Raw genomic sequence first — 26,730 nt, 5'->3', positions numbered from 1 at the left:
CCCGCCGCCGGAACGGCTCAAACTGTAAACCTGTGACCGCTGTTGACCGCCGCGGCGAGCTGGTCGAGCCGGGTGCCGGTGAGTTCGATCCAGCGTAGATCGGCCTCGACGTGGAACAGCGCGTGGTCGCAGATCAGTTGGCCGGCGATGTCGGCGTGGCGCTTGCGCTCGGTGACCTCACGCGTCAGCCGCAGGTGCTCGGCGCGCTGGGCGTCGAGCAGCCCGGCGGCGTCGCGGCCGGTGAGGAGCGCGAGGACGACCTTCGTGTAGAGGGTCGACTGCAGATACGGCTCGGGCTTCTCGGGCCGCGCGAGCCACTCGGACACATCCGCGGTCCCCGCGTCGGTGATCGCGTACCGCTTGCGCTCGGGTCCGCCGCCCGCCTCGATGGCGTCGACCTCGACGAGCCCGTTCCGCAGCAGCCGCGACATGGTGGAGTACACCTGCCCGTAGTGCAGCGGCCGGTCCTGCCCGAACCGCTCGTCGAAGGCGTGCTTGAGGTCGTACCCGTGGCGGGGACCGGATTCGAGGAGGGCGAGGAGGGTGTGGCCGATGGACATGGGCGGCACAGTACACGGGGTGTATAGCGGGGGCGGGTGGGCCGCCGCGCAGCCGTAGACGCTGGAGGTCCTCCCACGCCCGCAGGGCGTAGGAGGGCCCGTTCCACCCCGCCCTACCCCTCGCCCGGGGGCTCCGCCGTCTTCCGGGGGCGGCCGCGGCGGGCCATCGGGCCGAGGCCGCCCGGGAGGCGGCCCGCCTCCGCCAGCGCGCGGCGCAGCACGAACTCGATCTGCGCGTTCGTGCTGCGCAACTCGTCGCCGGCCCAGCGGGCCAGCGCCTCGTACACCGCGGGGTCGAGCCGCAGCAGTACCTGCTTGCGCTCGGGCGGAGGCGGCGGCGTCACTGGTAGAGCGTGCCCGTGTTGAGGACCGGCTGCGCCGCGCGGTCGCCGCACAGCACCACCATCAGGTTCGACACCATCGCCGCCTTGCGCTCCGAGTCCAGTTCCACGATGTCCTGTTCGGTGAGCCGGGACAGGGCCGCCTCGACCATGCCCACCGCGCCGTCCACGATCTGACGCCGCGCCGCCACCACCGCACCCGCCTGCTGGCGCTGCAGCATCGCGGAGGCGATCTCCGGAGCGTACGCGAGGTGGGTGAAGCGGGACTCGATGATGTGGACACCCGCCGCCTCCACCCGCGCGTGCAGTTCGACCGCGAGCTTCTCGGTGATCTCCTCGGCGTTGCCGCGCAGCGACAGGCCCTCCTCGTCGTGGGCGTCGTACGGGTACTCGATCGCGATGTGCCGCACGGCCGCCTCCGTCTGCGTCGAGACGAACTCCAGGAAGTCGTCCACCTCGAACATCGCCTGCGCGGTGTCCTCGACCTTCCACACCACGACGGCCGCGAGCTCGATCGGGTTGCCGTACGCGTCGTTGACCTTCAGGACCGCGGTCTCGTGGTTGCGCACCCTGGTCGAGATCTTCTCCCGCGACGTGAACGGGTTGACCCAGCGCAGGCCGTCCGTGCGGATCGTGCCCCGGTAGCGGCCGAACAGCTGGACCACCCGCGCCTCGCCGGGTGCGACCGTGTTCAGTCCGCACATCCCGAGGAAGGCGGCGAGTCCGACCAGGACGCCCCCCACGATCAGCAGTGCCTTCGTCCCGCCCGACGTGTACGCCGCCCCGGCGACGATCAGGGCCACGCCCGCGGCGAGCCCGAGCAGTCCCAGCAGCAGCGCGAGGCCGCCGCCGATGCTGTGTGCGGGGAACTCGCGCACCCGCGGCGCCGGTATCCGCGGTACCTCGGCCCCGGCGCGCTCCGCCGCCCCGGACGGTCCTCCGCTCGTCGCCGGCGTCTCCTGCGGCCTCGCCCCACTCGTTCCGGACATGATCCACTCCCCGTTCCCATGGTCTAGCAAAGTGATATCACTTTAACGCACGCAGGCAACCCTGCACGCCTCTCATGAGTCGGTTCCTACGGACGGGGGTGCTCATTCTCACGTCAGGAAAAGGGCGGATCGGTTCCTCTTTGTCCGTCCGTCCGGTGTTACCTTTCTGAGCTGATTCCCGCCCCCGCCTCCTTGTGCGGGCACGGGCGGGGACCGGCGACCGACGACCGAAGAAGCGGAGCGACGAAGCGATGGGCCGAGCGGAAGAGCGACAGGCTCGGCAGCGCGGTGCGCGCCGGGCCGGGAGGGCGAGACCCACGGGCATACGCCGCTTCTTCACCTGGAGGAAGCTGCTGGGCACCTTCTTCGGCATCTGCCTGGTGGCCATGGGCGCGTTCTTCGTGATCTACCTGATGGTCCCGGTGCCCGAGGCGAACGCCCAGGCCAAGATGCAGAGCAACGTCTACAAGTACAGCGACGGCAAGATCCTGGCCCGTACCGGCGAGGTCAACCGGGAGATCGTCGGCCTGGACGAGATCCCCCGGGACGTCCAGTACACCTTCGTCGCCGCCGAGAACAAGACCTTCTTCGAGGACTCGGGCGTCGACCTCAAGGGCACCCTCCGCGGCGTGAAGAACACCCTCACGGGGCAGGGCAAGCAGGGTGGTTCCACGATCACGCAGCAGTACGTGAAGAACTACTACCTGAACCAGGATCAGACGGTCACCCGCAAGCTCAAGGAGCTGGTGATCTCCCTCAAGGTGGACCGGGAGAAGGGCAAGCGCGAGATCCTCGCCGGCTACATCAACACCAGCTTCTACGGCCGAGGGGCCTATGGCATCCAGGCCGCGTCCCAGGCGTACTACGGCGTCGACGCCGACAAGCTGACCGTGGCTCAGGGCGCTTACCTCGCAGCCCTCCTCCAGGCGCCCAATCAGTACGACTGGGCGATGGCCTCGGACACCGGCAAGAAGCTGGTGACCGAGCGCTGGAACTACGTCCTGGACAACATGGTCGAGGAGGGCTGGCTGGACGCGGGTGAGCGCGCGGGTCTGAAGTTCCCCGTCCCCAAGGCGCCCAAGGCCGCACCCGGCATGGCCGGCCAGGCCGGTTACCTCGTCGACGCCGCCAAGAAGGAGCTGGCCCGCCAGGGGCTCGACGAGGAGGACCTCGACGCCGGCGGCTGGACGATCACCCTGAACGTCGACTCCAAGAAGCAGAAGCAGCTGGAGAAGGCCGTCAAGGAGCAGCTCGAGGACGAACTGGACCGCAACGGCAACAAGGTCGACGCCACCGTGCAGGCCGGTGCGACCTCGGTCGACCCCGAGACGGGCAAGGTCCTCGCGCTCTACGGCGGTGTGGACGCCACGCAGCACTGGCTGTCGAACGCCACCCGCTCCGACTACCAGCCCGCCTCCACCTTCAAGCCGGTCGTCTTCGCCTCCGCGCTGGAGAACGGCTCGAAGACCCAGGACGGCGTCCCCATCGGCCTCAACACCGTCTACGACGGCACGAGCAGGCGACCGGTCGTCGGCAGCGACACCCCGTTCGCCCCGCAGAACGACCTCGGCCGCAGCCACGGCCCGGTCACCGTCCAGACCTCGCTGAACAGGTCGATCAACTCCGCCTTCGCGCAGATGGCCGTGGACGTCGGACTCGACAATGTGAAGGAGACGGCGCTCGACCTGGGCGTGCCGGACAAGAACTTCCCGCTGCGGCCGGCGATCTCGCTCGGCACCATGGGCGCTTCCACGTGGGACATGGCCGGGGTGTACGCCACCCTCGACAACCACGGCCGCAAGGTCACGCCCACGATCGTCGCCAAGGCCGAGCACAAGGACCGCCAGGTCGACCTGCCCGATCCGATCGGCGACCGGGTGGTCAGCCGCGAGACGGCCGACACCGTGACCGCCGGCCTGACCGGTGTGGTCAGGAACGGCTCCGGCCAGGCGGCCGCCAGCAGCGCCTACCAGGCGGCCGGCAAGACCGGTACCTCGGAGAACAACCGCTCGGCGTGGTTCGCCGGCTACACGCCCGAACTCGTCACCGTGGTCGCCCTGTTCGGTGAGTCGCCCAAGGACGGCGGCGGCCAGGTGTCGCTGACCGGCACCGCGAACTCCGGCCGCGCCAGCGGCGGCGGCTTCCCGGCCAGGATCTGGGCCGACTACACGCTGGGCGCGCTCGGCGGCGGCTCGGACGCGCGGTTCGACCTGGACCTGGCGGAGATCGCGGTACCGGATCCGGACCCGACGCCGACGCAGAGCGAGACCGAGGACCCGGACCCGACGCCGACCCAGTCCGAGACCGAGGACCCGGACCCGACGCCGACCCAGTCCGAGACGTTGGATCCGGACCCGACGCCGACCCAGTCCGAGACGTTGGATCCGGACCCGACGGACGGCACGACGTTCACGCCGCCGGTCGAGCCCGGTGACGGCACCGGCGAAGGAAGCAACGACCAGCTGAGGCCGAACGACTGACGACCACGGTCGTATACGGCTGCGCCCCGGGATCCGGCCGGATCCCGGGGCGCAGCCGTATACGAACAGTCAGGGCCGGGCGGGCAGCTCGAACCAGACGACCTTGCCGGTCGACAGCCGGGTCGCCCCCCACCGCCTCGCCATGCGGTTCACCAGGAACAGGCCCCGGCCGCCCTCGTCGGTGTCCCGGGCCCTGCGCTGCCTCGGCAGCTGCGGGGAGTCGTCGCCGACCTCGCAGCGCAGCACGTCCGTGCGCAGCAGCCGCAGCGTGACGGGACGCTCCGCGTACCGCACGGCATTGGTCACCACCTCGCTGACCAGCAGCTCCACCGAGTCGGACAGCTCCTCCAGGCCCCAGCGGGCGAGCGCACGCCGTGCCAGGCGGCGGGCGCGGCTCGGCGCCGCGTCCTCCGGCTCCAGGAACCAGTACGCGACGTCACTGGGCGCGATCCCGTCGAAACGAGCCGCCAGCAGCGCGATGTCGTCGTCCCGGTCGCCGGGACCCAGCATGTCGAGCACGTCGTCGCACAGCGCCTCCAGCGGAGGCGAGTGGTCGGGGCCGGTCAGCTGGGCGGTGTCGGCCAGGCGCTCGCGCAGCTGCTCGATGCCCGTCCAGACGTCGCGCAGCCGCGACTCGACGAGACCGTCGGTGTACAGCAGCAGCGTCGCGCCGGCGGGGGCGTCGAGCTCCACCGCCTCGAAGTCCACGCCGCCGACGCCGATCGGCGCGCCGGGCGGCACTCGCAGCACCTCGGCACGCCCGCCCAGGTGCAGCAGGATGGGCGGCGGGTGTCCGGCGTTGGCGATGGTGATGCGGTGCGAGACCGGGTCGTAGACCGCGTACAGGCATGTCGCCATCCGGTCGGCGCCGAGCCGCTGGGCCTGCTCGTCGAGGTGGTGCAGCACCTCCTGCGGCGGCAGGTCGAGGCCGGCGAGCGTCTGCGCGGTGGTGCGCAGCTGACCCATGATCGCCGCGGACTTCATCGAGTGGCCCATGACGTCGCCCACGACCAGCGCGACCCGGCTGCCGGGCAGCGGGATCGCGTCGTACCAGTCGCCGCCGACGCGGGCCGTCTCGGCGGCCGGCAGGTAGCGCGAGGCGAGCTTCACGCCGGTCGGCTGGGGCAGCGAGTCGGGCAGCATCGTGCGCTGCAACTCGTCGGCGATGTACGCCTCGCGCCCGTAGAGCACGGCTTTGTCGATGCCGAGTGCGGTGTGCGTGGCGAGTTGGGCCGCGACCAGCAGGTCGTTCGGCTCGAAGGCCGGACGGTCGGGTCGGCGCAGGAAGACGGCGGCACCGATCACGCGGCGACGGCCGCGGAGCGGGGCGAGTATCGCCCGATGGCCGCTCGGCACGCTGCGCCCGTCGCCGAGGAGTTCGGGCAGCGCTGCGCGGGCCGCCGCGGAGTCGCCGAAGACCGGCCGCACTCCGCGCAGCACCTCGGACAGGGCGCCGCCAGAGCGCACCTCGCACAGCTCGGCGGCGGGCGCGAGGTCGGCCCCCGGGTCCAGCAGCGGTATGGCGAGGCCGGTGCCCTGGTCGACGTCATGGGTGTTCAAACGCAGCCGGTCGCTGCGACGCAGCCGGAGCACGAACGGCGACACGGGCCGCTCGTCGCCCACGGGCAGCGGGTCGCGCAGGTAGACCAGGATCGCGTCGGAGAACGTCGGCACGGTCGCCCGGCACAGGCCGAGCACGATCTCGTCCAGGTCGATCCCGCGCGCGATCCGCCGGGTCGCGGCCCCCACGAAGCGCAGCCGGTCGCCCTCGCGGCGCGCGGTGCCGGCGATGTCCTGGGCGTGGGCGACCTGGGGCTGCACGGAGTGCGTCTGGGGCTGCGGCTTCGGCGGCGGTCCGGAAGGCACGGCTGCGGCCCCGGCCGCCTCGGCCCGCGGCCGGGTGCGTTCCTGGGACCGGGCAACCAGGGGCTGCCGGCCTTCGTGGGAGGTGGGATGCTCCGTCACGCGTGGGATTCCGTCCGTCCGGGCCGGTTGTGCGATGCAACCGCCTCGTGGGGCGGTATACCCGCTCTGGAGGCGGCGTCGACAGGGTGGCGGGCATCCGGCACGGCTCTACCCCCTGTATGACTCGTACTGACTCGTGGTGACTCGTGCTGACGTGCGGTCCTCGGTCTGCGCTCAGCTCTCCCTCGTACGGCGCAGCCTCGCGGACGACGATCCTACGGTTGCCCCCAGGGGGCGCATCAAGAGTCTCACGAGGTCGTATACGCCGGAGCGCGTTCACTGTTCCGAATCGGACACCTGGATGTCACCGGCGAGGTGACAGGAACGGAGAGATCGGGGCGGAGTGGTCGGCGAAACGCAAAGTTTCGGCCAGCTTCGCTCAGTGTCGGCCTTCCCGGGCGCGCCGCCGTCCGTCTGGCCCCGGTCAGGAGGCCAGCCGCCGGGCCGGAGTACGGGCCCAGTCGGCGGGCAGTTGGGGAACCGGCCAGGACGGATCGGGCCGCCAGTGCTCCCAGCCCGCGGAGAAGGGAGCCTCCCAGGCCCGGATCGACTCCACGGCCGCCCGGCCCGCCGCGCGCACCCGCGCCGCCTTCCGGGCGTCCATCAGCCCGACCCGCTGCGCCTGCGCGAACTCGTCCTCGTCGCGCCACAGCCAACTGCGGTCCGGGTACACGGAGATGTCGAGGAAATGGTCCTCGGAGTCCACCCCGCCCGACCAACGCGTGCGCGGCTCCTCGAGGTTGACGTACCAGCTCCTGAACCGCCAGCCCGTCTCCCAGAACAGCCAGACCGACCACGGGTCGCCGGGGCGGGCGAGCTTCAGGACCCCCGAGCCGAACCAGCGGCCCCGGGTGAGCGTGCGCGGGGCCGTGTAGCGGGTCGCGAGCGGCTCCTGGTGGACGGGGGTGCCGTCCACCAGGACCGGCTTCACGCACTCCGTCCCCGGCGCCATCCAGACCGCGAGCAGTTCCTCGGTGTCCTGGACGACCGTCACCGGCCGGCAGATGTGCACGCCGCAGCCGTCCAGATCCGGGGCATGGCCGCGGTAGCGCCAGAGGATCTGGTCCCCGGGCGCCCAGCGTGCGATGCGTTCCGTGCCTGTCATGAGCAGATCTTAGGAGGTAGGCACCCCCGTTACTGCGACACAGGTCACGGGTGCGTCATACGCAGCACGTCCAGTGCCTCGTCCAACTGCTCGACGGTCAGGGCGCCGCGCTCCACGTAGCCGGACTCCAGGACGACCTCCCGGATCGTCTTGCGTTCGGCGAGCGACTTCTTGGCGACCTTCGCGGCCTCCTCGTAGCCGATGTACTTGTTGAGCGGGGTGACGACGGAGGGGGAGGACTCCGCGTACTCGCGCGCCCGCTCGACGTTCGCCGTGATGCCGTCGACCGTGCGGTCCGCGAGCAGCCGGGAGGCGTTGGCGAGCAGTCTGACCGACTCCAGCAGGTTCTTGGCCATGACCGGCAGCATCACGTTGAGCTCGAAGTTCCCCGCGGCGCCCGCGGCGGCGACCGTGGCGTCGTTGCCGGTCACCTGGGCGGCCACCATCAGAACGGCCTCCGGGATCACCGGGTTGACCTTGCCCGGCATGATCGACGAACCGGGCTGGAGGTCGGGCAGGGCGATCTCGGCGAGCCCCGTGCGCGGCCCGGACGCCATCCAGCGCAGGTCGTTGGAGATCTTGGTCAGCGACACGGCGATCGTGCGGAGCTGACCGGACGTCTCCACCAGGCCGTCGCGCGCGCCCTGCGCCTCGAAGTGGTCGCGGGCCTCGGTCAGCGGCAGCCCGGTCGTGCGCGCGACCTCCCCGATGACCGCGGCCGGGAAGCCGGGCGGGGTGTTGATGCCGGTGCCCACGGCCGTGCCGCCCAGCGGCAGTTCGGCCAGCCGCGGCAGGGACGCCTTCAGGCGCTCGACGCCGTACCTGACCTGGGCCGCGTAGCCGCCGAACTCCTGGCCGAGCGTCACCGGCGTCGCGTCCATCAGGTGCGTACGGCCGGACTTCACGACCGCCGCGAACTCCGTCGCCTTGCGCTCCAGCGACGTCGCCAGATACTCCAGGGCCGGGATCAGGTCGCCCGTGACCGCCGCCGTCGCCGCGATGTGGATGGAGGAGGGGAAGACGTCGTTCGACGACTGGGAGGCGTTCACATGGTCGTTGGGGTGCACATCGCGCCCCAGCCGCTCGGTGGCGAGCGTCGCCAGCACCTCGTTGGCGTTCATGTTGGACGACGTGCCGGAGCCGGTCTGGAACACATCGACCGGGAAGTGGTCGTCCCACCGGCCGTCGGCGACCTCGGTCGCCGCCTCGGCGATGGCCCGCGCGATGTCCTCGTCCAGCACGCCCAGTTGGGCGTTGACCTGCGCCGCGGCCGCCTTGATACGGGCCAGGGCCGCGATGTGCGCGCGCTCCAGGCGCTGACCGGACACCGGGAAGTTCTCCACGGCACGCTGGGTCTGGGCCCGCCACTTTGCGTGCGCGGGCACCCGCACCTCACCCATCGAGTCGTGCTCGATCCGGAACCCGTCCGCGTCGGCGTCGCTCATCGCTGTCCTTCCTCCCGAACGTCTCGAAAAGTTGAGCAGTTGTCTTGTTCCGCCTATTCCCAACTGCGCTACCCGCCAGTAAATACCCCGAGTAACCACAACTCCGGGAGGCGCAATGAAGGGAACAGGCCGAAGAGTTCGCACCCTGACTCGTACCGTGGCCACCGCCGCGGTACTCGCCACCGTCCTGGGCGGGACGACGCTCACCGCCCCCGCCGCGGCCGGCAGCCCGGCTGTGTCGTCGCCGGCGGCGGCACCGCTGCCGCCCGAACTCGAAGCCGTCCGCGCGGCCGAGGCGACCGCACTCTACGGCAGCCCGGAGGAACGTCCGCTCGCACAGCGCAAGACCGGCCTGATCTCACTGGGCGACAGCGAGATCTCCGGCGAGGGCGTCGGCACCTACGAGCCCGGCACGAACGGCCCCCACAACTGGTGCCACCGCTCGCCCGACGCCGCGATCCACCGCACGGGCATCGCGGCGGACCTGACGTACAACGTCTCCTGTTCCGGCGCGTCCACCGGCAACATCCGCATCGGCGGATCGAAGCAGTACGCCGACGAACTCGTCCAGAGCGACAACCTGGCCATCAAGGCGCGCAACACCCGCATCAAGATGGTGGTGCTGGTCGCGGGCGCCAACGACGACCTCCAGTTCGGCCCCGTGATGACCGACTGCGTCGTGCGGTACATGACCCTCCAGGGCCCGTGCGAGCCGAAGTACGCACCCGGCTGGCAGGCCCGGGTCGACGGCCTCGTCCCCAAGGTCGAACAGACCGTGCGCGATCTGCGGACCGTCATGAGGGACGCCGGGTACGCGGACGGCGACTACAAGCTCGTCGTGATGGGCTACCCGAGCCCGATCGGGCCCGACTTCCGCGACAACCCGCAATTCCCGGGCAAGCTGGCCTGTGGAGGGATGGGCCACGACTCCGACACGGTGTGGGGCCGCAACCGCGCCGTCCCCGCCTTCGAACGCGGCATGCGCGCGGCCGCGCGCAGCACGGGCGCGGTGTACCTGGACAACTCCCGCCTCTTCCACGGCCACGAGGTCTGCTACCAGGACCCGTGGGCGCGGGGGCTGTACGTGGACGTCTCCAACCCCTTCCCGCCGGACGCGAACTCGGTCCGCCAGTCCTTCCACCCGAACGCCCGCGGCCACGCGGCCTTCGCGTCGTGCCTGACGCAGCTCTACGCCTCGAACGCGCGGGAGGCGAGCTGCGCGGACGCGGCGTCCACGGGCAGGCCGGTGCTGCACCCGCTGGCGTGGGACGACGCGTACCGCCCGCTGAAGGCGGCGTCCGGGCCGTGCCTGGACGTGTCGGGGGCGGTCACCCGCAACGGCACGGCCCTGCTGGCCTGGGACTGCCACGGCGGCCGCAACCAGGGCTGGTGGTACGACCCGGCGCGCCGCTCCCTGCACACGGAACTGACCCAGGACCGGTGCGTGGACGTCCCGGACGGCGCGTACCGGCCGGGCACGGAGCTGACCGTGTGGGACTGCCACGGGGGCGCGAACCAGCAGTTCGTCCGCACGTCGGGGACGATCCGCCCGTCGGCGGCGCAGTCGTTGTGCGTGACGCTGCCGTCGTCGGGTTCGAGGGCGGCGCTGCACCCGTGCGACGACGGCCCGGACCAACGCTTCGCGTAGCCCCCGCTGCGCTGCGCGCGAGTGGGGCTCCGGCCCGGGATTCCTGCGCTCGGGGCCCCGCGCTTCGCGGCACCGGAGTTTCGTCTCGGGCCTGTGGGCTGCGGGAATGGGAGTTTCGCCCCGTGGCCCCTGCGCTGCGAAGCAAGTGGGGTCTCCGCCTCCGGGCCTTCGCGCTTGGCGGAACCGGGGCTTTGTCCCGGGACTCTGCCGGGCGACTGGGAGTTTCCGCCGTCCCAGGCCTCCGCGTTTCGGGGAACCGGGGCGCCGCCCTGCCCGGGCCTCTGGGGCGGCAATGGGCTCCGCCCCGGAGCCCCCCGGCGTACCTGCGCTGCGCGCAGCCGGGGGCTCCGTCCCGGGCCTCTGCGCCGGCAACCGGGGGCTCCGCCCCCGGAGCCCCCGCGCCTCAAGCGCCGGCCCCACGGCCGCCGGCCGTAGGGGGAGTTCGAGGACACCGCGGGAAGCGCGGTACGGGGCCCGGGGCGGAGGTCCTGAGGCCCGCGTCCGCCAGGGCGCAGGGGCCACGGGGGTCTGGGGGCCTGCCCCCGGTTACGGGAAGGGGCGGGGTGGGGAAAAGCTACGCCTGCCCCGGCCCCCGCACCGGAATCGACGTGAACGTCGGCGCCGGCGCCGGATCCTGGAAGAAGTCGTTGCCCTTGTCGTCGACCACGATGAACGCCGGGAAGTCCTCCACCTCGATCTTCCACACCGCCTCCATGCCGAGCTCCTCGTACTCGACGACCTCGACCTTCTTGATGCAGTCCTGCGCGAGGCGCGCGGCCGGGCCGCCGATCGAGCCGAGGTAGAAGCCGCCGTGCGTGCCGCACGCGTCGGTGACCTGCTTGGACCGGTTCCCCTTGGCCAGCATGATCTTCGAGCCGCCGGCCGCCTGGAACTGCTCGACGTAGGAGTCCATCCGGCCCGCCGTCGTCGGGCCGAAGGAACCGGAGGCGTAGCCCTCGGGAGTCTTGGCGGGACCGGCGTAGTACACCGGGTGGTCCTTCAGGTACTGAGGCATCTCCTCACCCGCGTCGAGCCGCTCCTTGATCTTCGCGTGCGCGATGTCACGGGCGACGACCAGCGGACCGGTCAGCGACAGGCGCGTCTTGACCGGGTACTTCGTCAGCTCGGCCAGCATCTCGTCCATCGGACGGTTGAGGTCGATGCGCACGACGTCGCCCTCGTCGGCGAGCTGCTCCTGTGTCGTGTCCGGCAGGAAGCGCGCCGGGTCGGTCTCCAGCTGTTCCAGGAAGACGCCCTCGGCCGTGATCTTCGCGACGGCCTGGCGGTCGGCCGAGCAGGAGACGGCGATCGCGACGGGCAGCGAGGCTCCGTGCCGCGGCAGACGCACCACGCGCACGTCGTGACAGAAGTACTTGCCGCCGAACTGGGCGCCGATGCCGATCTTCTGGGTGAGCTCGAAGACCTTCTTCTCCAGCTCCTCGTCGCGGAAGCCGTGGCCGAGCTCCGACCCCTCGGACGGCAGCTCGTCGAGGTAGTGCGCGGAGGCGTACTTGGCGGTCTTCAGCGCGAACTCCGCGCTGGTGCCGCCGACGACGATCGCCAGGTGGTACGGCGGGCAGGCGGCCGTGCCGAGCGAACGGATCTTCTCCTCCAGGAACTTCATCATGCTCGCCTCGTTGAGCACGGCCTTCGTCTCCTGGTAGAGGAAGGACTTGTTGGCGCTGCCGCCGCCCTTGGCCATGAAGAGGAACTTGTACGCGCCGCCGTCGGTCGCGTACAGCTCGATCTGCGCGGGCAGGTTCGAGCCGGTGTTCTTCTCCTCCCACATGGTGAGCGGAGCCATCTGCGAGTAGCGCAGGTTGAGCTTGGTGTACGCGTCGTAGATGCCGCGCGAGAGGGCTTCCTCGTCCCCGCCCTCGGTCAGCACGTTCTGGCCGCGCTTGCCCATGACGATCGCGGTGCCGGTGTCCTGGCACATGGGGAGCACGCCGGCGGCCGCGATGTTCGCGTTCTTCAGCAGGTCCAGGGCGACGAACTTGTCGTTCGACGACGCCTCGGGGTCGTCGATGATGCGCCGCAGCTGCGCGAGGTGGGCGGGGCGCAGGTAGTGCTGGATGTCGTGGACGGCCTCGGCCGCGAGCTTGCGCAGCGCCTCGGGCTGGACCTTGAGGAACGTGCGCCCGTCGGCCTCGAAGGTGGAGACACCCTCGGAGGTCACCAGCCGGTACGGGGTGGTGTCCTCTCCCAGGGGGAGCAGATCCGTATACGCGAACTCCGGCATTTCGCCCATTCCTCACTTCACAGACAGCGGCTGGCCTCCATTGGCAGCGCCCTCCAGCGTAGAACGCCCCCGCTGCCCCGATTGTGTGAGGTAAGGCTCACTTCCGGGATGCAGCGGGGTGTGGCTGATCAAGGCGGGGGCGTTGGCGGTTTCTGCCCGTGGCGGGTTTCCCCGGCCCGTCGGCCGGGCGCGCCTTGGGCCGCGGCGCCGGCGCGCGGACCCAGGCGGGGAATCGGCCGATTGCGGCCGGTTCCGTACATGCCGACCCTGGTCGCGATCTATCGCGTTTCGCTAGGCTGATGACGTGGACCTCGAGAAGCAGCCCCAGAAGCCGGCCGTGCCCGTGGAGACCCGCCGCGCCGACCATGCTCTCCGCGCCTCGGACGCCGACCGCGACCGGATCGCGGACATCCTCAGGGACGCCCTGGCCGAAGGCCGGCTGGACGCCGAGGAGCACTCCGAGCGCATTGACGCCGTCTACCGCGCCAAGACCCTCGGTGAACTGGAGCCGCTCGTCGCGGACTTGCCCGCGACGGGCCGGCGCACCGGCGCCGCTCCGTACGCGCCGGAGACCGACGAGCCCACCGGCCCCGCCGAGAACCTGGTCGCCGTCTTCTCCAGCTCCACCCGCAAGGGGCGCTGGCGCGTCGGCCGCCGGACCAACGCGTTCTCCCTCTGCGGCAGCGTCGAGATCGACCTCACCGAGGCCCTGTTCGGGCAGCGCCTCACCGTGATCAACGCGACGTCGATTTTCGGCAACGTGGAGGTCCGCGTTCCCGAGAACATCACGCTGCGCGGCAGCGGCACCGGCTTCTTCGGCAACTTCGAGGTCGTCACGCTGGAGGCCGCCGACCCCGAGGCACCGGTGGTCGTCGTCAACGGCTACGCGGTTTTCGGCAATGTCGAGGCCAAGCCCAAGCGGGGCCGCCGAATCTCCGACCTCCACGACCGCCTGCGCAAACACCTCGGCTGACGGCCGCCTGCACCGGAGCATTTCCGCCGCGCGCGCCGATACGCAATTCCGTGCGTCGGAACTCAGTGCCACTCAGTGCTTAGGAGTGCGCACAGCGGGTAGGGACTGCTGCATCGTCTCTCGCTCGCGAATCCGTCGTCAGGAGTAGACCGTGCTGCAACTGCCGCATCAGTCCTTGCAGGTAGCCGCCGTTCCGCCTCAGCGCATCCCTGCTCGGGAGGATCAGGCCGGTCCCTGGCACGCGGAGGCGGTGTGCCGCCGCGACGAGGCCGGGCTCTTCTTCGCCCCCTCGAAGGAACCGACGGCCGCGCGCCTGTCGCGCGAAGAGGCTGCCAAGCGGGTCTGCGCCCGCTGCCCCGTGATGGTCGAGTGCCGCGAGCACGCCCTTCTCCAGCCCGAGCCGTACGGGGTGTGGGGCGGCCTCACGGCGGCCGAGCGCCGCGTGGTGCTGGCCCGGCGCCGCAGGCGTGAGGTGGAGCTGAAGAAGTCCCCCTCGGCGGCCTGAGCGCACGGAAGCGGCCGCACGCGACATACGGGAAGGGGCGCCCCCGCTCGAGGGGCGCCCCTTCCCGTATGTCACACGTCCGCGGCCGCTACTTCGCGCGGTCGAAGTCGATCTTGCTGTACGCGCGCAGCTTCGAGAGCCGGTGCGTGGAGTCGATCTGGCGGATCGTGCCGGACTTCGAGCGCATCACCAGCGACGACGTGGTCGCGGTCTCCGAGCGGTAGCGGACGCCGCGCAGCAGCTCGCCGTCCGTGATGCCGGTGGCGACGAAGAACACGTTTTCGCCGCTGACCAGGTCGTTCGTGGACAGCACCCGGTCCAGGTCGTGCCCGGCGTCGATCGCCTTCTGGCGCTCCGCGTCGTCCTTGGGCCACAGCTTGCCCTGGATGACTCCTCCGAGGCACTTGATGGCGCAGGCCGAGATGATGCCCTCGGGCGTACCGCCGATGCCGAGCAGCATGTCCACGCCCGTGCCCTCGCGGACGGCCATGATCGAACCGGCGACGTCGCCGTCCGAGATGAACTTGATTCGGGCGCCGGTCTCGCGGATCTCCTTGACGATGCCCTCGTGGCGGGGGCGGTCCAGGATCACGACGGTGACGTCCTCGGGGGACATCCTCTTGGCCTTGGCGACCCGGCGGATGTTGACCGAGACGGGGGCGTTGATGTCGACGAAGTCGGCAGCCTCGGGGCCGGTCACCAGCTTGTCCATGTAGAAGACCGCGGACGGGTCGAACATGGTGCCGCGATCGGCGGCGGCCAGGACGGCGATGGCGTTCGGCATGCCCTTGGCGTTGAGCGTGGTGCCGTCGATCGGGTCGACGGCGATGTCGACCTCGGCGCCGGTGCCGTCGCCGATCCGCTCGCCGTTGTAGAGCATGGGCGCTTCGTCCTTCTCGCCCTCGCCGATGACGACGACGCCGTTCATCGAGACGGTGGAGACGAGGGTTCGCATGGCGTTGACCGCCGCGCCGTCGGCACCGATCTTGTCGCCGCGGCCTACCCAGCGGCCGGCGGCCATGGCGGCGGCCTCGGTGACCCGCACCAGCTCCAGGGCGAGGTTGCGGTCGGGGGCCTCGGGGGAGACCTCGAGCTCGGACGGCAGATGATGCTCGGTCATCGGAGCGCACCTTTCTGTACGGCGACGGCCGGGAATAGGGAGGGTGCTGCGACTCTATCGGTACATCGACAAATTGAGCAGAGGGGCCCACGTATGAGCACAACACCATGATGCGACCATGGGGGGCGTGGCAGGTATGCGAGGCAAGCAGACGATCCGTGGCATGTTCCAGTCCATGGCGGTGATCGGCGTCGTCGTGGCGGGCATCTACATGCTCGTTCCGCACGACGAGCACGCGGACCCGATCAGGACGGTCGACTACCGCGTCGAGCTGGTGACGGCGCAGCGGGCAGCACCCTACCCTGTGGCCGTGCCGGAGGGGCTGGGCAAGGAGTGGCGGGCGACGTCGGTCACCTTCGACCGCGCGGACGCCCACGCCTGGCACCTCGGCTTCCTCGACCCGGACAACCAGTACGTGGCGGTGGAGCAGTCCACCGCGAAGGCCGCCGACAAGTACGTGCGTGAGGTCACCCACGAGGCGGCCAGGACCGACAGGACGCGGCAGGTGGCCGGCGAGACCTGGCAGCTGTGGGAGGGGCCCAAGTACGACGCCCTGGTGCTGACGGCCGGCGGCGCGACGACGGTGGTCACGGGGACGGCCACGCCGGCGCGGCTGGCGGAGATGGCCGCCGCGCTCAGCCCCCGGCCGGGCGAGCCCAAGGGGGCCGCGCAGCCCACGGCCCCGGCGGCCCCGTCCACGAAGCCGTAGCCGCCACTGCGATGCGTACGGCGAAGGCCGCCGCCCCCGGTCGGGTGCGGCGGCCTTTCGCGTGCCGTGCGGCGGTGCCTCAGACGGTGGTGACGACATCCTCGAAGGACAGGCGCGGGGAGCGCGGGAACCAGGCGTCCTCACCCGGCTTGCCGATGTTGACGACCATCAGCGGGGTGTGGTCGTCGTCCAGGAACTCCTTCTGGATGCCCGCGGCGTCGTAGCCGGTCATCGGGCCGGCGGCCAGACCGGCGGCGCGGACGCCGACGATGAAGTACGCGGCCTGGAGCGCGGCGTTGAGGGAGGCGGCCGACTCGCGGGCCGGGCGCTCGCTGAAGAAGAGGTCCTTGGCCTGCGGGAAGTGCGGCAGCAGGCTCGGGAGCTCCTCGTGGAACTCGTTGTCGGCGGCCAGGATCGCGACCAGCGGGGCGGCCGCGGTCTTGGCCTGGTTGCCCTCGGCCATGTGCGTGACCAGACGCTCACGGGCCTCGGCGGAGCGGACCAGCACGACGCGCAGCGGGGTCTGGTTGAAGGCGGTCGGTCCGTACTTGACCAGGTCGTAGATCGCCTGGACCTGCTCGTCGGTCACCGGCTCGTCGGTGAACGTGTTGGCGGTGCGGGCCTCGCGGAAGAGGAGGTCCTGGGCGGCGGGGTCGAGAACGAGCGACATAACGGGCATACCTTCCGAAACGGATCATGGGTCAACCAATGAATTCACCGTACAAGGCATGACGTTCAAGTTTCAACAAAAGTCCGAGCGTCGTGAGCCGAGTCACAGACGTCTGTCCGCCGCCGGGCCGGCTCCCCGCTGCTGACTAGCTCTCGCCGTCGTCCCCGCCCGGCTCGGACTCCGCCAGTGCCGCGTCCAGGCGCGCCCGGGCGCCCTCCAGCCAGTGACGGCACACCTTCGCCAGCTCCTCGCCGCGCTCCCACAGGGCGAGCGACTCCTCGAGCGTCGTACCGCCCGCTTCCAGGCGGCGCACGACCTCGATGAGCTCGTCCCGCGCCTGCTCGTAACCGAGCGCGGCCTCTTCCGTCTTGGCAGCCATGCCATCCACCCTATGTGTGAGAAACGTACGCACTCCCGAGGCCGCCGGAGCTCACTCCTCGACCCGCACCGCGAACTCGCCCCGCGCGACCCGCGCCCGCAGTCCCTCGCCCGCGCTCACGTCCTCCGGCGAGCGCACCACCGCGCCGTCGGCGCGCTGCAGCACCGCGTAGCCCCGCTCCATCGTCGCCGCCGGGGAGAGCGAGACCACGCGCGCACGGGTGTGCGCGAGCTCCGAGTCCGCGCGGTCCAGAAGGTGGCCGAGCACCCGCCGGCTGCGCGCCAGCAACGCGTCCACCTCGTCCTCGCGCTCGTCGACCATGCGCTGCGGATGCTCCATGCAGGGCCGGGCCAGACAGTGCGCCAGGCCGCGCTCCTCGCGGTCCAGCACACCCTGGACCGTCCGCAGCGCGCGCTCCCGCAGCTGGCGCACCCGCTGGAGCTCCTCGCCCACGTCCGGGACGACCTTCTTCGCGGCGTCCGTCGGCGTGGACGCCCGCAGGTCGGCCACCAGGTCCAGCAGCGGCGAGTCCGGCTCGTGCCCGATGGCCGACACGACGGGCGTCGTGCACGCGGCCACCGCGCGCACCAGCTGCTCGTCGGAGAAGGGCAGCAGGTCCTCCACGCTGCCGCCGCCGCGCGCCACGATGATCACGTCCACGTCGTCCAGCGCGTCCAGCTCCTTCACCGCCTGGACGACCTGGGTCACCGCGTGCACGCCCTGCACCGCGACGTTGCGCACCTCGAAGCGGACGTGCGGCCAGCGCCGGCGCGCGTTCTCCAGGACGTCCCGCTCGGCCGCCGACGCCCGCCCGCACACCAGCCCCACCCGGTGCGGCAGGAACGGGAGCGCCCGCTTGCGGTCCGGCGCGAACAGCCCCTCGGCGCCCAGCGAGCGCTTCAACTGCTCCAGCCGCGCGAGCAGTTCACCGATGCCGACCGGCTTCATCTCCGACGCCCGCAGCGACAGCTGCCCCCGGGGCGCGTACCACTCCGGCTTGGCGAGCACCACGACCCGGGCGCCCTCGGACACCACGTCCGCGACCGCGTCGAACACCTGCCGGAAGCAGGTGACGCTCACCGAGATGTCGTACGACGGATCGCGCAGGGTCAGGAAGACGACCCCGGCGCCCGGCCGACGCGACAGCTGGGTGATCTGTCCCTCCACCCAGACCGCCCCGAGCCGGTCGATCCACCCCCCGATGAGCCGCGACACCTCGCCGACGGGCAGGGGAGCTTCCGCGGACGTGTTGAGAGCCATACGGGCGAGCGTAACGGCCGGGTACGACAACTCCGGTGACCCGAACCGGCCGCCTCGCCCGCAGGCGGCCTGCCCGGCGCCCCGGCCCGTGCCCTTGCCCGGCCCGTTCGGCGTGATCCCGTGCCGATCACGTTCGCGTGCAGCGGGACGAACGCCGTCAGGGCCCCGATGTCCCTCGGTGTGCTGTCCACAGGCGATCACCCGCCTGTGGGGGGCGGCCTTACGATGGGACGCATGACTGCTACGCCGCCTGCCCGACGCGTCCTCCTCGCCGCTCCCCGCGGCTACTGCGCGGGCGTGGACCGTGCCGTGATCGCCGTGGAGAAGGCCCTGGAGCAGTACGGGGCGCCCGTCTACGTCCGCCACGAGATCGTCCACAACAAGTACGTCGTGCAGACCCTGGAGAAGAAGGGCGCGATCTTCGTCGACGAGACGGCGGAGGTCCCCGAGGGATCGATCGTCATGTTCTCCGCCCACGGCGTGGCGCCGATCGTGCACGAGGAGGCCGCCGAGCGGAAGCTCGCGACCATCGACGCGACCTGCCCGCTGGTCACCAAGGTCCACAAGGAGGCCGTGCGGTTCGCCCAGGAGGACTACGACATCCTCCTGATCGGCCACGAGGGCCACGAGGAGGTCATCGGCACCTCCGGCGAGGCGCCCGACCACATCACGCTCGTCGACGGCCCCGACGACGTGGCGAACGTCGAGGTCCGCAACCCCGACAAGGTCGTCTGGCTCTCCCAGACCACGCTCTCGGTCGACGAGACGATGGAGACGGTCGACGCCCTGAAGACGAAGTTCCCCGGCCTGATCTCCCCGCCGAGCGACGACATCTGCTACGCGACGCAGAACCGCCAGACCGCGGTCAAGCAGATGGGCGCCGAGGCCGACCTCGTCATCGTCGTCGGCTCCAAGAACTCGTCGAACTCGGTGCGGCTCGTCGAGGTGGCGCTCGGCGCCGGCGCCCGTGACGCGCACCTGGTCGACTTCGCCGAGGAGATCGACGAGGCGTGGCTCGAGGGCGTCTCCACGGTCGGCGTCACCTCCGGCGCCTCCGTGCCCGAGGTGCTCGTCGAGGGCGTCCTGGAGTGGCTGTCGAAGCGCGGCTTCGAGGACGTCGAGATCGTCAAGGCCGCGGAGGAGTCGATCACGTTCTCGCTCCCCAAGGAGCTGCGCCGCGACCTGCGCGCGGAGGCGGCGGAGCTGTCGGGCCAGTAGCCGCCGGCCGTCGCCCCGACATGCTCCTCCCGCTCCGCTCGCGCCCTTAACGTGGTGTCCATGAACGTCTTCGGAGTGGACATCGGCGGTTCCGGGATCAAGGGCGCTCCCGTGGATCTGGAGCGGGGCGACCTGGCCGCGGAGCGCCACAAGGTGCTGACGCCGCACCCCGCGACACCGGACGCGGTGGCGGACGGCGTCGCCGAGGTGGTCGCCCACTTCGGCTGGGACGGGCCGGTCGGCATCACGTTCCCCGGCGTCGTCACCGGCGGCGTCACCCGCACCGCGGCCAACGTCGACAAGGGCTGGGTCGACAAGGACGCGGCACGCCTCCTCGGCGACCGCCTCGGCGGGCTGCCGGTGACCGTGCTGAACGACGCGGACGCGGCGGGTGTGGCGGAGATGACGTTCGGCGCGGGCCGCGGCCGCAAGGGCGCGGTGATCCTGCTGACGTTCGGTACGGGCATCGGCAGCGCCCTCTTCGTCGACGGCCGCCTGGTCCCGAACACCGAGCTCGGCCATCTCGAACTGGACGGGCACGACGCCGAGAAGCGCGCCTCCACGAAGGTCAAGGAGGACGAGGCCCTGAGCTGGGCGCACTGGGCGCGCCGGGTCCAGAAGTACCTGGCGCACGTGGAGATGCTGTTCTCGCCGGAGCTGTTCGTCATCGGCGGCGGGGTGAGCCGCAAGGCGGAGAAGTTCCTGCCGCTGATCGAGGGCGTTCGGGCGGAGATCGTCCCCGCGGAGCTGCAGAACAACGCGGGCATCGTGGGGGCGGCGATGGCGGCTGCGGGGCGCTGAAGCGACACCGCCCGTCGGCGCCGGGGGTCAGTCGTGGCGGGCGGCCCCGCCCGGCTGCCCCGGCCCGCCGGGACGGATCCGGCGCCGTCGCCGCCCCATCATCCGTACCTTGCGCACGCAGGTGATCAGCCCGGCGATCAGCGTCCCGCCGTACAGCCAGCCGGCGTGCACGGCGAGGGCGGTGACGACCGCCATGGTCTGCCCGCCGAAGCCGCCGTCGCCACCGGAGATCGGCACGATCCCCACGGCGAAGGCGATCGGCACGATGACCGGGGCCATCACCACGTCGGCCTCGCGCACCCACAGCGCGGTCAGCGCGCTCACGGGCAGGAACAGCAGCCCGTACGCCACCGCCGAGCCGTCCAGGAGCAGCCAGTCCAGGCTTCCGAGCGCCAGCATCACCGCGGCTCCGAAGAGCCCGGCGCCGAGACCCGTCAGCCGGGGATTCGGCAGCCGGCGCAGCGCGAGCACGACCGGCGGCACCGGCCGCGGGGGCCGGGTGGGCACCGGGTAGACGGTGCTGTCGGCGAGCGCACCCCGGGCGGGAAGGGTGCCCTGCGGACGCTGCCGGGGCTGGGGGCGACGAGTTCTGGGCTGCTCCACATCGACCAACGTAGGTTGCCGGGAGCCGGTAGGGAGGTACCAGACACGCCCTTTGGGCGACCTTGGCCCTCCGTTCGACTCCCGGCGGCCGTCGCTGTCCGGCGTGGCCCGCCCGTAAACTGGTGGATCGGCCCGCCCATGCCGGGCCGTACGGCCCCCCGCCAGTCCTCACTCTCCACTCAGGAAGTCGCCAACGTGTCGCTCACGATCGGAATCGTCGGTCTGCCGAATGTCGGCAAGTCGACCCTGTTCAACGCCCTGACCAAGAACGACGTGCTGGCGGCCAACTACCCGTTCGCCACGATCGAGCCGAACGTGGGCGTCGTCGGGGTCCCGGACGCCCGCCTCACGAAGCTGGCCGAAATCTTCTCCTCGCAGCGGATCCTCCCGGCGACGGTCGACTTCGTCGACATCGCGGGCATCGTGCGCGGTGCGAGCGAGGGCGAGGGCCTGGGCAACAAGTTCCTGGCGAACATCCGCGAGTCGGACGCGATCTGCCAGGTCATCCGCGCCTTCAGGGACGAGAACGTCGTGCACGTCGACGGCAAGGTCTCGCCGAAGGACGACATCGAGACCATCAACACCGAGCTGATCCTCGCGGACCTGCAGACGATCGAGAAGGTCCTGCCGCGGCTGGCCAAGGAAGCGCGCATCAAGAAGGACGTGGCGCCGAAGGTCGCGGCCGTCGAGGCCGCGAAGGAGATCCTGGAGCGGGGCGACACCCTCTTCTCGCAGGGCATCCTCCAGGGCTCCGAGAAGGCCGAGCTGCTGCACGACCTGCACCTGCTCACCACGAAGCCGTTCCTCTACGTCTTCAACGTCGACGAGGACGAGCTGACGGACGACGCCTTCAAGGAGGAGCAGCGCGCCCTGGTCGCCCCGGCCGAGGCGATCTTCCTGAACGCCAAGCTGGAGGCGGACCTCGCCGAGCTCGACGAGGACGAGGCCCTGGAGCTCCTCCAGTCCGTCGGCCAGGAGGAGCCGGGCCTGGCGACCCTGGCCCACGTCGGCTTCCGCACCCTTGGCCTGCAGACCTACCTCACGGCCGGCCCCAAGGAATCCCGCGCCTGGACGATCAAGAAGGGCGCGACGGCCCCCGAGGCGGCCGGCGTGATCCACACCGACTTCCAGAAGGGCTTCATCAAGGCGGAGGTCATCTCCTTCGCGGACCTGGTGGAGACGGGCTCGGTCGCGGAGGCCCGCGCGAAGGGCAAGGCGCGCATGGAGGGCAAGGAGTACGTGATGCAGGACGGCGACGTGGTGGAGTTCCGCTTCAACGTGTAGCGGGCGGCATACCACCAGTCCGCTGATCTAGCAAACATGCAGGTCGGAGGGGGTTGGTCCCTTCGGGGGTCGGCCCCCTTTTCATTCCCGTGCTGACTTGGTGCTGACCTGAGAGCACCTCTCATCACCCCTCTGCATCCCACCCGTGCTGGCTTGGTGCTGACTTCTCGGGCCGCTGGTGCAGGGGTGGTGCGGCGGTGCCCTAGGTGGCAACGAACCAGTCGATGACGCACGTTGCACGCCGAGCGGCCCGCGTTGTCAGTCCACGCCGGTACGCTTCCAAAGTCACGACAGTTGGAGGAAGAGACATGGGCACCTCGGGGCGTCTCAGCCTGTCTTGGATCAACAAGGACAGGTCGCTCATCAGCACCCAGGATGGCGGCTACGAGTGGGTCGACCGGGACGACATTCGGGTGACAGAGACGCGCCTCCTCCGCGATGTCGCGACTGTGGGAGAGGTCCACGACGATCTCAAGCGCGCCGAAGATAATCTGCTGATCTCGGGGGATAGCGGCGACGCGCTCAGGGCACTTACGAGACTTCCCGAGTTCGCGGACAAGTATCGCGGCAAGGTTAAGTTGGCATATATCGACCCTCCGTTTAATACAGGGCAGGCGTTTGACAACTATAACGACGGGGTTGAGCACTCTGTCTGGCTGACAATGATGCGAGATCGCCTGCTACTGATTCGGGACCTGCTCGCTCCTGATGGAAGCATCTGGCTTCACCTAGATGACAGTGAGGGGGCTTATGCGCGCGTTCTAATGGACGAGATCTTTGGACGCTCGTGTTTTGCGGGCACTGTGATCTGGAGGTCCACGGACAATAGTAATAATGACGCCAAGACTTTTTCCGTGGATCACAACATGATTCACGTTTATGGGAAGTCCCCTGGCTGGCTGACGAATAGGGTTGCTCGACGAGAAGAGCAGTCCGGGCACTACTCGAACCCAGATAATGACCCGCGTGGGCCTTGGTTCGATGGAAATCCTCTTGGTTCACCGAACCCGCGAAAGAACCTTCAGTACGACATTGTGTCACCCCAGGGTCACGTGATCAGTTCCCCTCCGAATGGCTGGCGATGGAGCCGGGAAACGCTGGAGGAAAAGATGGCCACGGGTGAGATTCGTTTCACGCCCGACGGTCGCGGGATTCGTCGTCGCACCTACCTGTTGGAGCAAGGTGGACTCCCGCCGTCAACGCTCTGGGCTGACATTGAAGAGACTGGAAGTAACCGTAAGGCGAAGGCCGAACTGAAGCGGCTCTTTCGAGGTACGCCGACATCTGCCCTCTTTAAGACTCCCAAGCCGGAGTCGCTTTTGCGGAAGGTTCTTGAGATCGCCAGTCAGCCTGGCGATGTTGTGTTCGACTGTTTCGGCGGGTCTGGAACAACCGCAGCAGTGGCCCACAAGATGGGTAGGCGCTGGATCTTGGTTGAGCGCGAACCCGAAACTGTGGATAAATTCATCAGGCCCCGCCTCGACGCTGTCGTGAATGGCGAAGAACCAGGGGGCATTTCAAAGGAAGTCGGCTGGGAGAAGGGTGGCGGTTTCCGGCACCTGAAAGTTGCTCCGTCCATGTACGAGCGCTTGGGCAACCGGATTCTCCTCGCTCCGTGGGTGGCTGGCGACGCCTTCGCCGAAGCTGCCTGTGCGCAGATCCCCGGCTGCGAATTGGAGCCGGGTTCAGAGCCGCCGTTCGCCGGGCGAAAGGGGCGGCAACGCCTGGCAGTTGTCGACGGCCTGGTATCCGAGAGCACGGTCCAGTCGATTGTTGACGGTCTGGACGACGACGAACGAGTCCTCATTGTGGCCAAGAGCTACCTTCGTGAGGCGGCCGGTCTTCTCGCCGACCTCAGCCCTGGCTCGCGCATCAAGAAGGCTCCCCAGGACCTGCTGGACATGAAGGGACGTGTGCTGCGTTGAGTTGGATCACATACGACCAGGCGGCGATTGAGGACCTGGCGACTCGTATGGAACTCCGGGACCCGAACCGACGCGCTGTGTCCAAGGCCGTCGAAGAAATTCAGTCCGGGGACGGACGGGAGATCGTCTGTGATCTGGCTACTGGGGTTGGCAAGACGTACATCTGCCGGGCCTTGATTGACTACCTTGCTGAACAGGGTGTGCGGAACATTCTCATCGTCACCCCTGGCAAGACGATCCAGAAGAAGACGGTCGCCAACTTCGAACCGGGTCACCCAAAGTTTGTCCCAGGGGCGAACTATGAGCCAATCATCGTCCATCCGGACAACTATGCTGGTGGTCGTGTCGGTGACGCCCTGCATGACCCGGATGCCCTGAAAGTCTTCATCTTCAATGTTCAGTTGCTGACAAAGCCGACCGTGAAAACCTCTCGTGCGGCGCACCTGACCGATGAGTTCATCGGGACCGCCCTGTATGAGCACCTACGTGATGCGGATGACTTGGTCATCATCGCCGACGAGCACCATGTGTATCGGAATGAGGCCAAGAAGTTCCATGAAGCAGTTCGGGACCTCACGCCCCGCGCGCTCGTGGGGCTGACGGCTACCCCTGACGAGACAGACCGCAGGGTTCCCGGCAGGGTTGTCTTCCAGTACTCCCTTGCTGAAGCGATCGCTGACCAACTCGTCAAGATTCCCGTCATCGTCTATCGCGAAGACGGGCATAACGACGTTCGCACTCAGCTTGCCGACGCTTGTCACCTGCGCAAGGTGAAGGAGGAGACGACTCGGGAGTGGGCTGAGCGGAATGGGCGGCCCATGGTTAACCCCGTCCTCTTCGTGGTCTGTCAAAGCATCGAGGAAGCCACCGAGACCGCGGACATCCTGGCTGGTCCTGGCTTCATCGGCGAACCGGGCGCGGTGTTGCAGATCACCTCCGGCAGCAAGGATGAGGCACTCGAAGCCCTTGCCGGCATCGAAGACCCCGACTCTCCGGTGCGAGCCGTGGTCTCCGTGAACATGCTCAAGGAGGGGTGGGACGTCAAGAACATCAGCGTGATCGTCGCGCGACGCGCCCTCGCCTCTCAGACCCTTACGGAGCAGATCCTCGGCCGTGGTCTTCGCCTTCCTTACGGTGAGCGAGTCGGGTTCTCGATGGTCGACTGCGTTGACATCATTGCTCACGAGTCGTACCGGAGGCTTCTGGACTCGAAGGAAGCGCTTCTCGAACACACCCTTCCGCAGCGGTCGGAGCCCGGTGGTGCTTCAGGGGCTGGCACGAGCGCCGCAGTCAAGTCTGGCGGCGTAAGCCCCCTGCCCGCCTACCACGAATCCCAGACGCAAGGCATGTTGGCGTTCACCGCCGAGGCACCTGTCAGGGATGGCGGGTTCGGTACCGAGACGTCCGAGGCTGTCTACCTCGGTATGGCCGACATGGAACACCGGCTCGCCGAAGCGGGGGTGGAGAAGAAGGAGATCCAGCAGGTCATGAAGCCTGCGGAGGGGGCGCCGGTCATCAAGTTCCCCAGCAAGCGCCTGTTGGAGAAGCCGGACACCTACAGCTTGTCCTTCGTCAGCCCCGAAGCTGTTGCGGAGAAGGGGAAGCAGTTCAAGCACGAAATAGAGGTGGAGCTGAAGCGTAAGGCGCTCAACGCTTCGCGTGGGCTGGACGGCACCGTGACTGTGCAGACGGAGGACCAGAAGTCCGCTGTCGCGACTCAGCGCAGTTGGCCGATCTCTAAGGTCAGGGAAGACCTCGAAGAGAAGATCCTCAATCTGCCGCAGTTGAAGCTCACGGCTGACGAGGTGGAGGCCGCGCAGAAGATCGTGCACACGTTCCTCGGAGCGGCGATCGAGGTTGACGCAGAGGACAGCACACCTTGGGAGGAAGCTCGGGCGGAGCTTGCGTTGACCCAGCTGGAGAGGCTTGTGGTCTCCAGTTTCAAGCAGAAGCTTGCGGAGGTCGAACACGAGATCGTGAAGGTGACAGTCCCGCCGCCTGCCCAGCCATGGCCCGGGCAGACCATGCCTCAGATGCAGATGACCGACAAGGTGATTCGGGGCATGGGGTATACGGGCTGGGGCAGCTCGATTCTTCCGGTCGTTCACTTCGACGCACTGTCGACCGAAGTCAAGCTGGCCAGGCTGATGGATGTCAGTCCCAAGGTCGACTGGTGGCTTCGGCTTGAGTCGCAGAGCGGAACGTACATCCAACTCGACAACGGGTCCCGGTACTTCCCGGACTTCATTGCCATAGACAAAGACGGCGTGCGGTGGCTCGTTGAGGGCAAGTCCAACGCAGAGGCGTCTAGCGAGTCGGTCCTGGCAAAGAAGGCCGCCGCTGAGGCTTGGGCCAAGGAAGTGACCGATCGTGGAGACTTCGGTACATGGAAGTACCTGTTCGCCACTGAAGATCACCTGAGCCAGGCGAACAGCTGGGACACCCTGCTGACGATCACGGGTGCACGCGGGTAGACCCTCGGATCACGGCGAAGGGCCCCAACCGACA

22 protein-coding genes are annotated in these 26,730 nt (G+C 69.3%); 10 read left to right on the top strand and 12 right to left on the bottom strand.

Annotation, left to right across the window (positions count from 1 at the left end):
- Nucleotides 1-17: 17 nt before the first annotated feature.
- The 3 genes from HW130_RS18865 to HW130_RS18855 all read right to left on the bottom strand — a co-directional run bounded on the left by HW130_RS18865 (nt 18) and on the right by HW130_RS18855 (nt 1,890).
- Nucleotides 18-560 carry a PadR family transcriptional regulator gene (locus tag HW130_RS18865; RefSeq protein WP_177150784.1) on the bottom strand — a complete coding sequence of 181 codons (543 nt, stop codon included), beginning with the start codon at nt 558-560 and terminating at the stop codon, nt 18-20.
- A 113-nt stretch (nt 561-673) separates the two neighbouring features.
- Entirely contained in the window at nt 674-904 is a 231-nt protein-coding gene (locus HW130_RS18860) for a hypothetical protein (RefSeq protein WP_177150783.1), read from the bottom strand.
- Complete coding sequence (locus tag HW130_RS18855) at nt 901-1,890, bottom strand: SPFH domain-containing protein (protein ID WP_218183670.1); 990 nt, start codon at nt 1,888-1,890, stop codon at nt 901-903. Before HW130_RS18855 ends, HW130_RS18860 begins: the two co-directional genes overlap by 4 nt.
- 251 nt (nt 1,891-2,141) lie before the next feature.
- Between HW130_RS18855 and HW130_RS18850 the strand changes: the two genes are divergently transcribed.
- A complete protein-coding gene (locus tag HW130_RS18850; RefSeq protein ID WP_177150782.1) occupies nt 2,142-4,370 on the top strand; it encodes a transglycosylase domain-containing protein in 2,229 nt (742 codons plus the stop codon).
- Nucleotides 4,371-4,439: 69 nt separating this feature from the next.
- Here HW130_RS18850 and HW130_RS18845 read toward each other — a convergent pair whose 3' ends face one another.
- The 3 genes from HW130_RS18845 to HW130_RS18835 all read right to left on the bottom strand — a co-directional run bounded on the left by HW130_RS18845 (nt 4,440) and on the right by HW130_RS18835 (nt 8,885).
- Nucleotides 4,440-6,335, bottom strand: a complete 1,896-nt coding sequence (locus tag HW130_RS18845) for a SpoIIE family protein phosphatase (RefSeq protein ID WP_177150781.1) — start codon at nt 6,333-6,335, stop codon at nt 4,440-4,442.
- Nucleotides 6,336-6,759: 424 nt separating this feature from the next.
- On the bottom strand, nt 6,760-7,440 hold the full coding sequence (locus HW130_RS18840) for a DUF402 domain-containing protein (protein WP_177150780.1): 681 nt from the start codon (nt 7,438-7,440) through the stop codon (nt 6,760-6,762).
- 44 nt (nt 7,441-7,484) lie between these two features.
- Nucleotides 7,485-8,885, bottom strand: coding sequence for an aspartate ammonia-lyase (locus HW130_RS18835; protein WP_177150779.1), 1,401 nt, complete (start codon nt 8,883-8,885; stop codon nt 7,485-7,487).
- Nucleotides 8,886-9,000: 115 nt separating this feature from the next.
- Here HW130_RS18835 and HW130_RS18830 point away from each other — a divergent pair, with 115 nt between their 5' ends.
- Complete coding sequence (locus tag HW130_RS18830; RefSeq protein WP_177150778.1) at nt 9,001-10,533, top strand: ricin-type beta-trefoil lectin domain protein; 1,533 nt, start codon at nt 9,001-9,003, stop codon at nt 10,531-10,533.
- A gap of 574 nt (nt 10,534-11,107) precedes the next feature.
- Here the strand turns inward: HW130_RS18830 and HW130_RS18825 are convergent.
- Nucleotides 11,108-12,784, bottom strand: coding sequence for a fumarate hydratase (locus HW130_RS18825; RefSeq protein ID WP_177150777.1), 1,677 nt, complete (start codon nt 12,782-12,784; stop codon nt 11,108-11,110).
- 295 nt (nt 12,785-13,079) lie between these two features.
- Between HW130_RS18825 and HW130_RS18820 the strand changes: the two genes are divergently transcribed.
- Together HW130_RS18820 and HW130_RS18815 are read left to right on the top strand one after the other, a co-directional pair.
- Nucleotides 13,080-13,748, top strand: a complete 669-nt coding sequence (locus HW130_RS18820) for a DUF1707 domain-containing protein (protein ID WP_177150776.1) — start codon at nt 13,080-13,082, stop codon at nt 13,746-13,748.
- A gap of 151 nt (nt 13,749-13,899) precedes the next feature.
- Nucleotides 13,900-14,253: a WhiB family transcriptional regulator gene (locus HW130_RS18815; protein ID WP_177150775.1), complete on the top strand. Its 354-nt coding sequence runs from the start codon at nt 13,900-13,902 to the stop codon at nt 14,251-14,253.
- An 88-nt stretch (nt 14,254-14,341) separates the two neighbouring features.
- Here HW130_RS18815 and glpX read toward each other — a convergent pair whose 3' ends face one another.
- Entirely contained in the window at nt 14,342-15,373 is a 1,032-nt protein-coding gene (gene glpX, locus HW130_RS18810) for a class II fructose-bisphosphatase (protein WP_177150774.1), read from the bottom strand.
- 136 nt (nt 15,374-15,509) lie between these two features.
- On the opposite strand from glpX, the gene HW130_RS18805 reads away from it, so the two are divergent.
- Complete coding sequence (locus tag HW130_RS18805) at nt 15,510-16,082, top strand: DUF4245 domain-containing protein (protein ID WP_177150810.1); 573 nt, start codon at nt 15,510-15,512, stop codon at nt 16,080-16,082.
- 79 nt (nt 16,083-16,161) lie between these two features.
- Here HW130_RS18805 and HW130_RS18800 read toward each other — a convergent pair whose 3' ends face one another.
- The 3 genes from HW130_RS18800 to xseA all read right to left on the bottom strand — a co-directional run bounded on the left by HW130_RS18800 (nt 16,162) and on the right by xseA (nt 18,391).
- On the bottom strand, nt 16,162-16,752 hold the full coding sequence (locus HW130_RS18800; protein WP_177150773.1) for a malonic semialdehyde reductase: 591 nt from the start codon (nt 16,750-16,752) through the stop codon (nt 16,162-16,164).
- A gap of 145 nt (nt 16,753-16,897) precedes the next feature.
- Nucleotides 16,898-17,131, bottom strand: coding sequence for an exodeoxyribonuclease VII small subunit (locus HW130_RS18795; RefSeq protein WP_177150772.1), 234 nt, complete (start codon nt 17,129-17,131; stop codon nt 16,898-16,900).
- Between the two features lie 51 nt (nt 17,132-17,182).
- On the bottom strand, nt 17,183-18,391 hold the full coding sequence (gene xseA, locus HW130_RS18790) for an exodeoxyribonuclease VII large subunit (protein WP_177150771.1): 1,209 nt from the start codon (nt 18,389-18,391) through the stop codon (nt 17,183-17,185).
- 225 nt (nt 18,392-18,616) lie between these two features.
- Here xseA and HW130_RS18785 point away from each other — a divergent pair, with 225 nt between their 5' ends.
- Together HW130_RS18785 and ppgK are read left to right on the top strand one after the other, a co-directional pair.
- On the top strand, nt 18,617-19,609 hold the full coding sequence (locus tag HW130_RS18785) for a 4-hydroxy-3-methylbut-2-enyl diphosphate reductase (RefSeq protein WP_375256548.1): 993 nt from the start codon (nt 18,617-18,619) through the stop codon (nt 19,607-19,609).
- A 60-nt stretch (nt 19,610-19,669) separates the two neighbouring features.
- Complete coding sequence (gene ppgK / locus HW130_RS18780) at nt 19,670-20,410, top strand: polyphosphate--glucose phosphotransferase (RefSeq protein WP_177150769.1); 741 nt, start codon at nt 19,670-19,672, stop codon at nt 20,408-20,410.
- A 27-nt stretch (nt 20,411-20,437) separates the two neighbouring features.
- Here the strand turns inward: ppgK and HW130_RS18775 are convergent, their stop codons facing one another.
- Nucleotides 20,438-21,013 (bottom strand): DUF6542 domain-containing protein, encoded by a 576-nt coding sequence (locus HW130_RS18775; RefSeq protein ID WP_177150768.1) that lies wholly within the window; start codon nt 21,011-21,013, stop codon nt 20,438-20,440.
- A 195-nt stretch (nt 21,014-21,208) separates the two neighbouring features.
- Between HW130_RS18775 and ychF the strand changes: the two genes are divergently transcribed.
- The 3 genes from ychF (at nt 21,209) to HW130_RS18760 (ending at nt 26,696) form a co-directional block, all read left to right on the top strand.
- Nucleotides 21,209-22,297 carry a redox-regulated ATPase YchF gene (gene ychF, locus HW130_RS18770; protein ID WP_177150767.1) on the top strand — a complete coding sequence of 363 codons (1,089 nt, stop codon included), beginning with the start codon at nt 21,209-21,211 and terminating at the stop codon, nt 22,295-22,297.
- 308 nt (nt 22,298-22,605) lie between these two features.
- Entirely contained in the window at nt 22,606-24,222 is a 1,617-nt protein-coding gene (locus HW130_RS18765) for a site-specific DNA-methyltransferase (RefSeq protein WP_177150766.1), read from the top strand.
- A gap of 47 nt (nt 24,223-24,269) precedes the next feature.
- Complete coding sequence (locus tag HW130_RS18760; protein ID WP_177150765.1) at nt 24,270-26,696, top strand: DEAD/DEAH box helicase; 2,427 nt, start codon at nt 24,270-24,272, stop codon at nt 26,694-26,696.
- Nucleotides 26,697-26,730: the final 34 nt, after the last annotated feature.

The sequence above is a fragment of the Streptomyces sp. PKU-EA00015 genome, from assembly GCF_013387495.1.
In the GTDB taxonomy this organism is placed as follows: domain Bacteria; phylum Actinomycetota; class Actinomycetes; order Streptomycetales; family Streptomycetaceae; genus Streptomyces.
The sequence above is the reverse complement of the archived record's forward strand: the minus strand, read 5'-3'. Positions and strand labels throughout refer to the sequence as shown.

Coding starts and splice junctions, on each gene's coding strand:
- HW130_RS18765 (WP_177150766.1), top strand. CDS start 22,606: ATGGGCACCTCGGGGCGTCTCAGCCTGTCTTGGATCAACAAGGACAGG.
- HW130_RS18830 (WP_177150778.1), top strand. CDS start 9,001: ATGAAGGGAACAGGCCGAAGAGTTCGCACCCTGACTCGTACCGTGGCC.
- HW130_RS18850 (WP_177150782.1), top strand. CDS start 2,142: ATGGGCCGAGCGGAAGAGCGACAGGCTCGGCAGCGCGGTGCGCGCCGG.
- HW130_RS18840 (WP_177150780.1), bottom strand. CDS start 7,440: ATGACAGGCACGGAACGCATCGCACGCTGGGCGCCCGGGGACCAGATC.
- HW130_RS18785 (WP_375256548.1), top strand. CDS start 18,617: ATGGGACGCATGACTGCTACGCCGCCTGCCCGACGCGTCCTCCTCGCC.
- HW130_RS18760 (WP_177150765.1), top strand. CDS start 24,270: ATGGAACTCCGGGACCCGAACCGACGCGCTGTGTCCAAGGCCGTCGAA.
- glpX (WP_177150774.1), bottom strand. CDS start 15,373: ATGACCGAGCATCATCTGCCGTCCGAGCTCGAGGTCTCCCCCGAGGCC.
- HW130_RS18865 (WP_177150784.1), bottom strand. CDS start 560: ATGTCCATCGGCCACACCCTCCTCGCCCTCCTCGAATCCGGTCCCCGC.
- HW130_RS18855 (WP_218183670.1), bottom strand. CDS start 1,890: ATGTCCGGAACGAGTGGGGCGAGGCCGCAGGAGACGCCGGCGACGAGC.
- ppgK (WP_177150769.1), top strand. CDS start 19,670: ATGAACGTCTTCGGAGTGGACATCGGCGGTTCCGGGATCAAGGGCGCT.
- HW130_RS18800 (WP_177150773.1), bottom strand. CDS start 16,752: ATGTCGCTCGTTCTCGACCCCGCCGCCCAGGACCTCCTCTTCCGCGAG.
- HW130_RS18835 (WP_177150779.1), bottom strand. CDS start 8,885: ATGAGCGACGCCGACGCGGACGGGTTCCGGATCGAGCACGACTCGATG.
- HW130_RS18805 (WP_177150810.1), top strand. CDS start 15,510: ATGCGAGGCAAGCAGACGATCCGTGGCATGTTCCAGTCCATGGCGGTG.
- xseA (WP_177150771.1), bottom strand. CDS start 18,391: ATGGCTCTCAACACGTCCGCGGAAGCTCCCCTGCCCGTCGGCGAGGTG.
- HW130_RS18795 (WP_177150772.1), bottom strand. CDS start 17,131: ATGGCTGCCAAGACGGAAGAGGCCGCGCTCGGTTACGAGCAGGCGCGG.
- HW130_RS18825 (WP_177150777.1), bottom strand. CDS start 12,784: ATGGGCGAAATGCCGGAGTTCGCGTATACGGATCTGCTCCCCCTGGGA.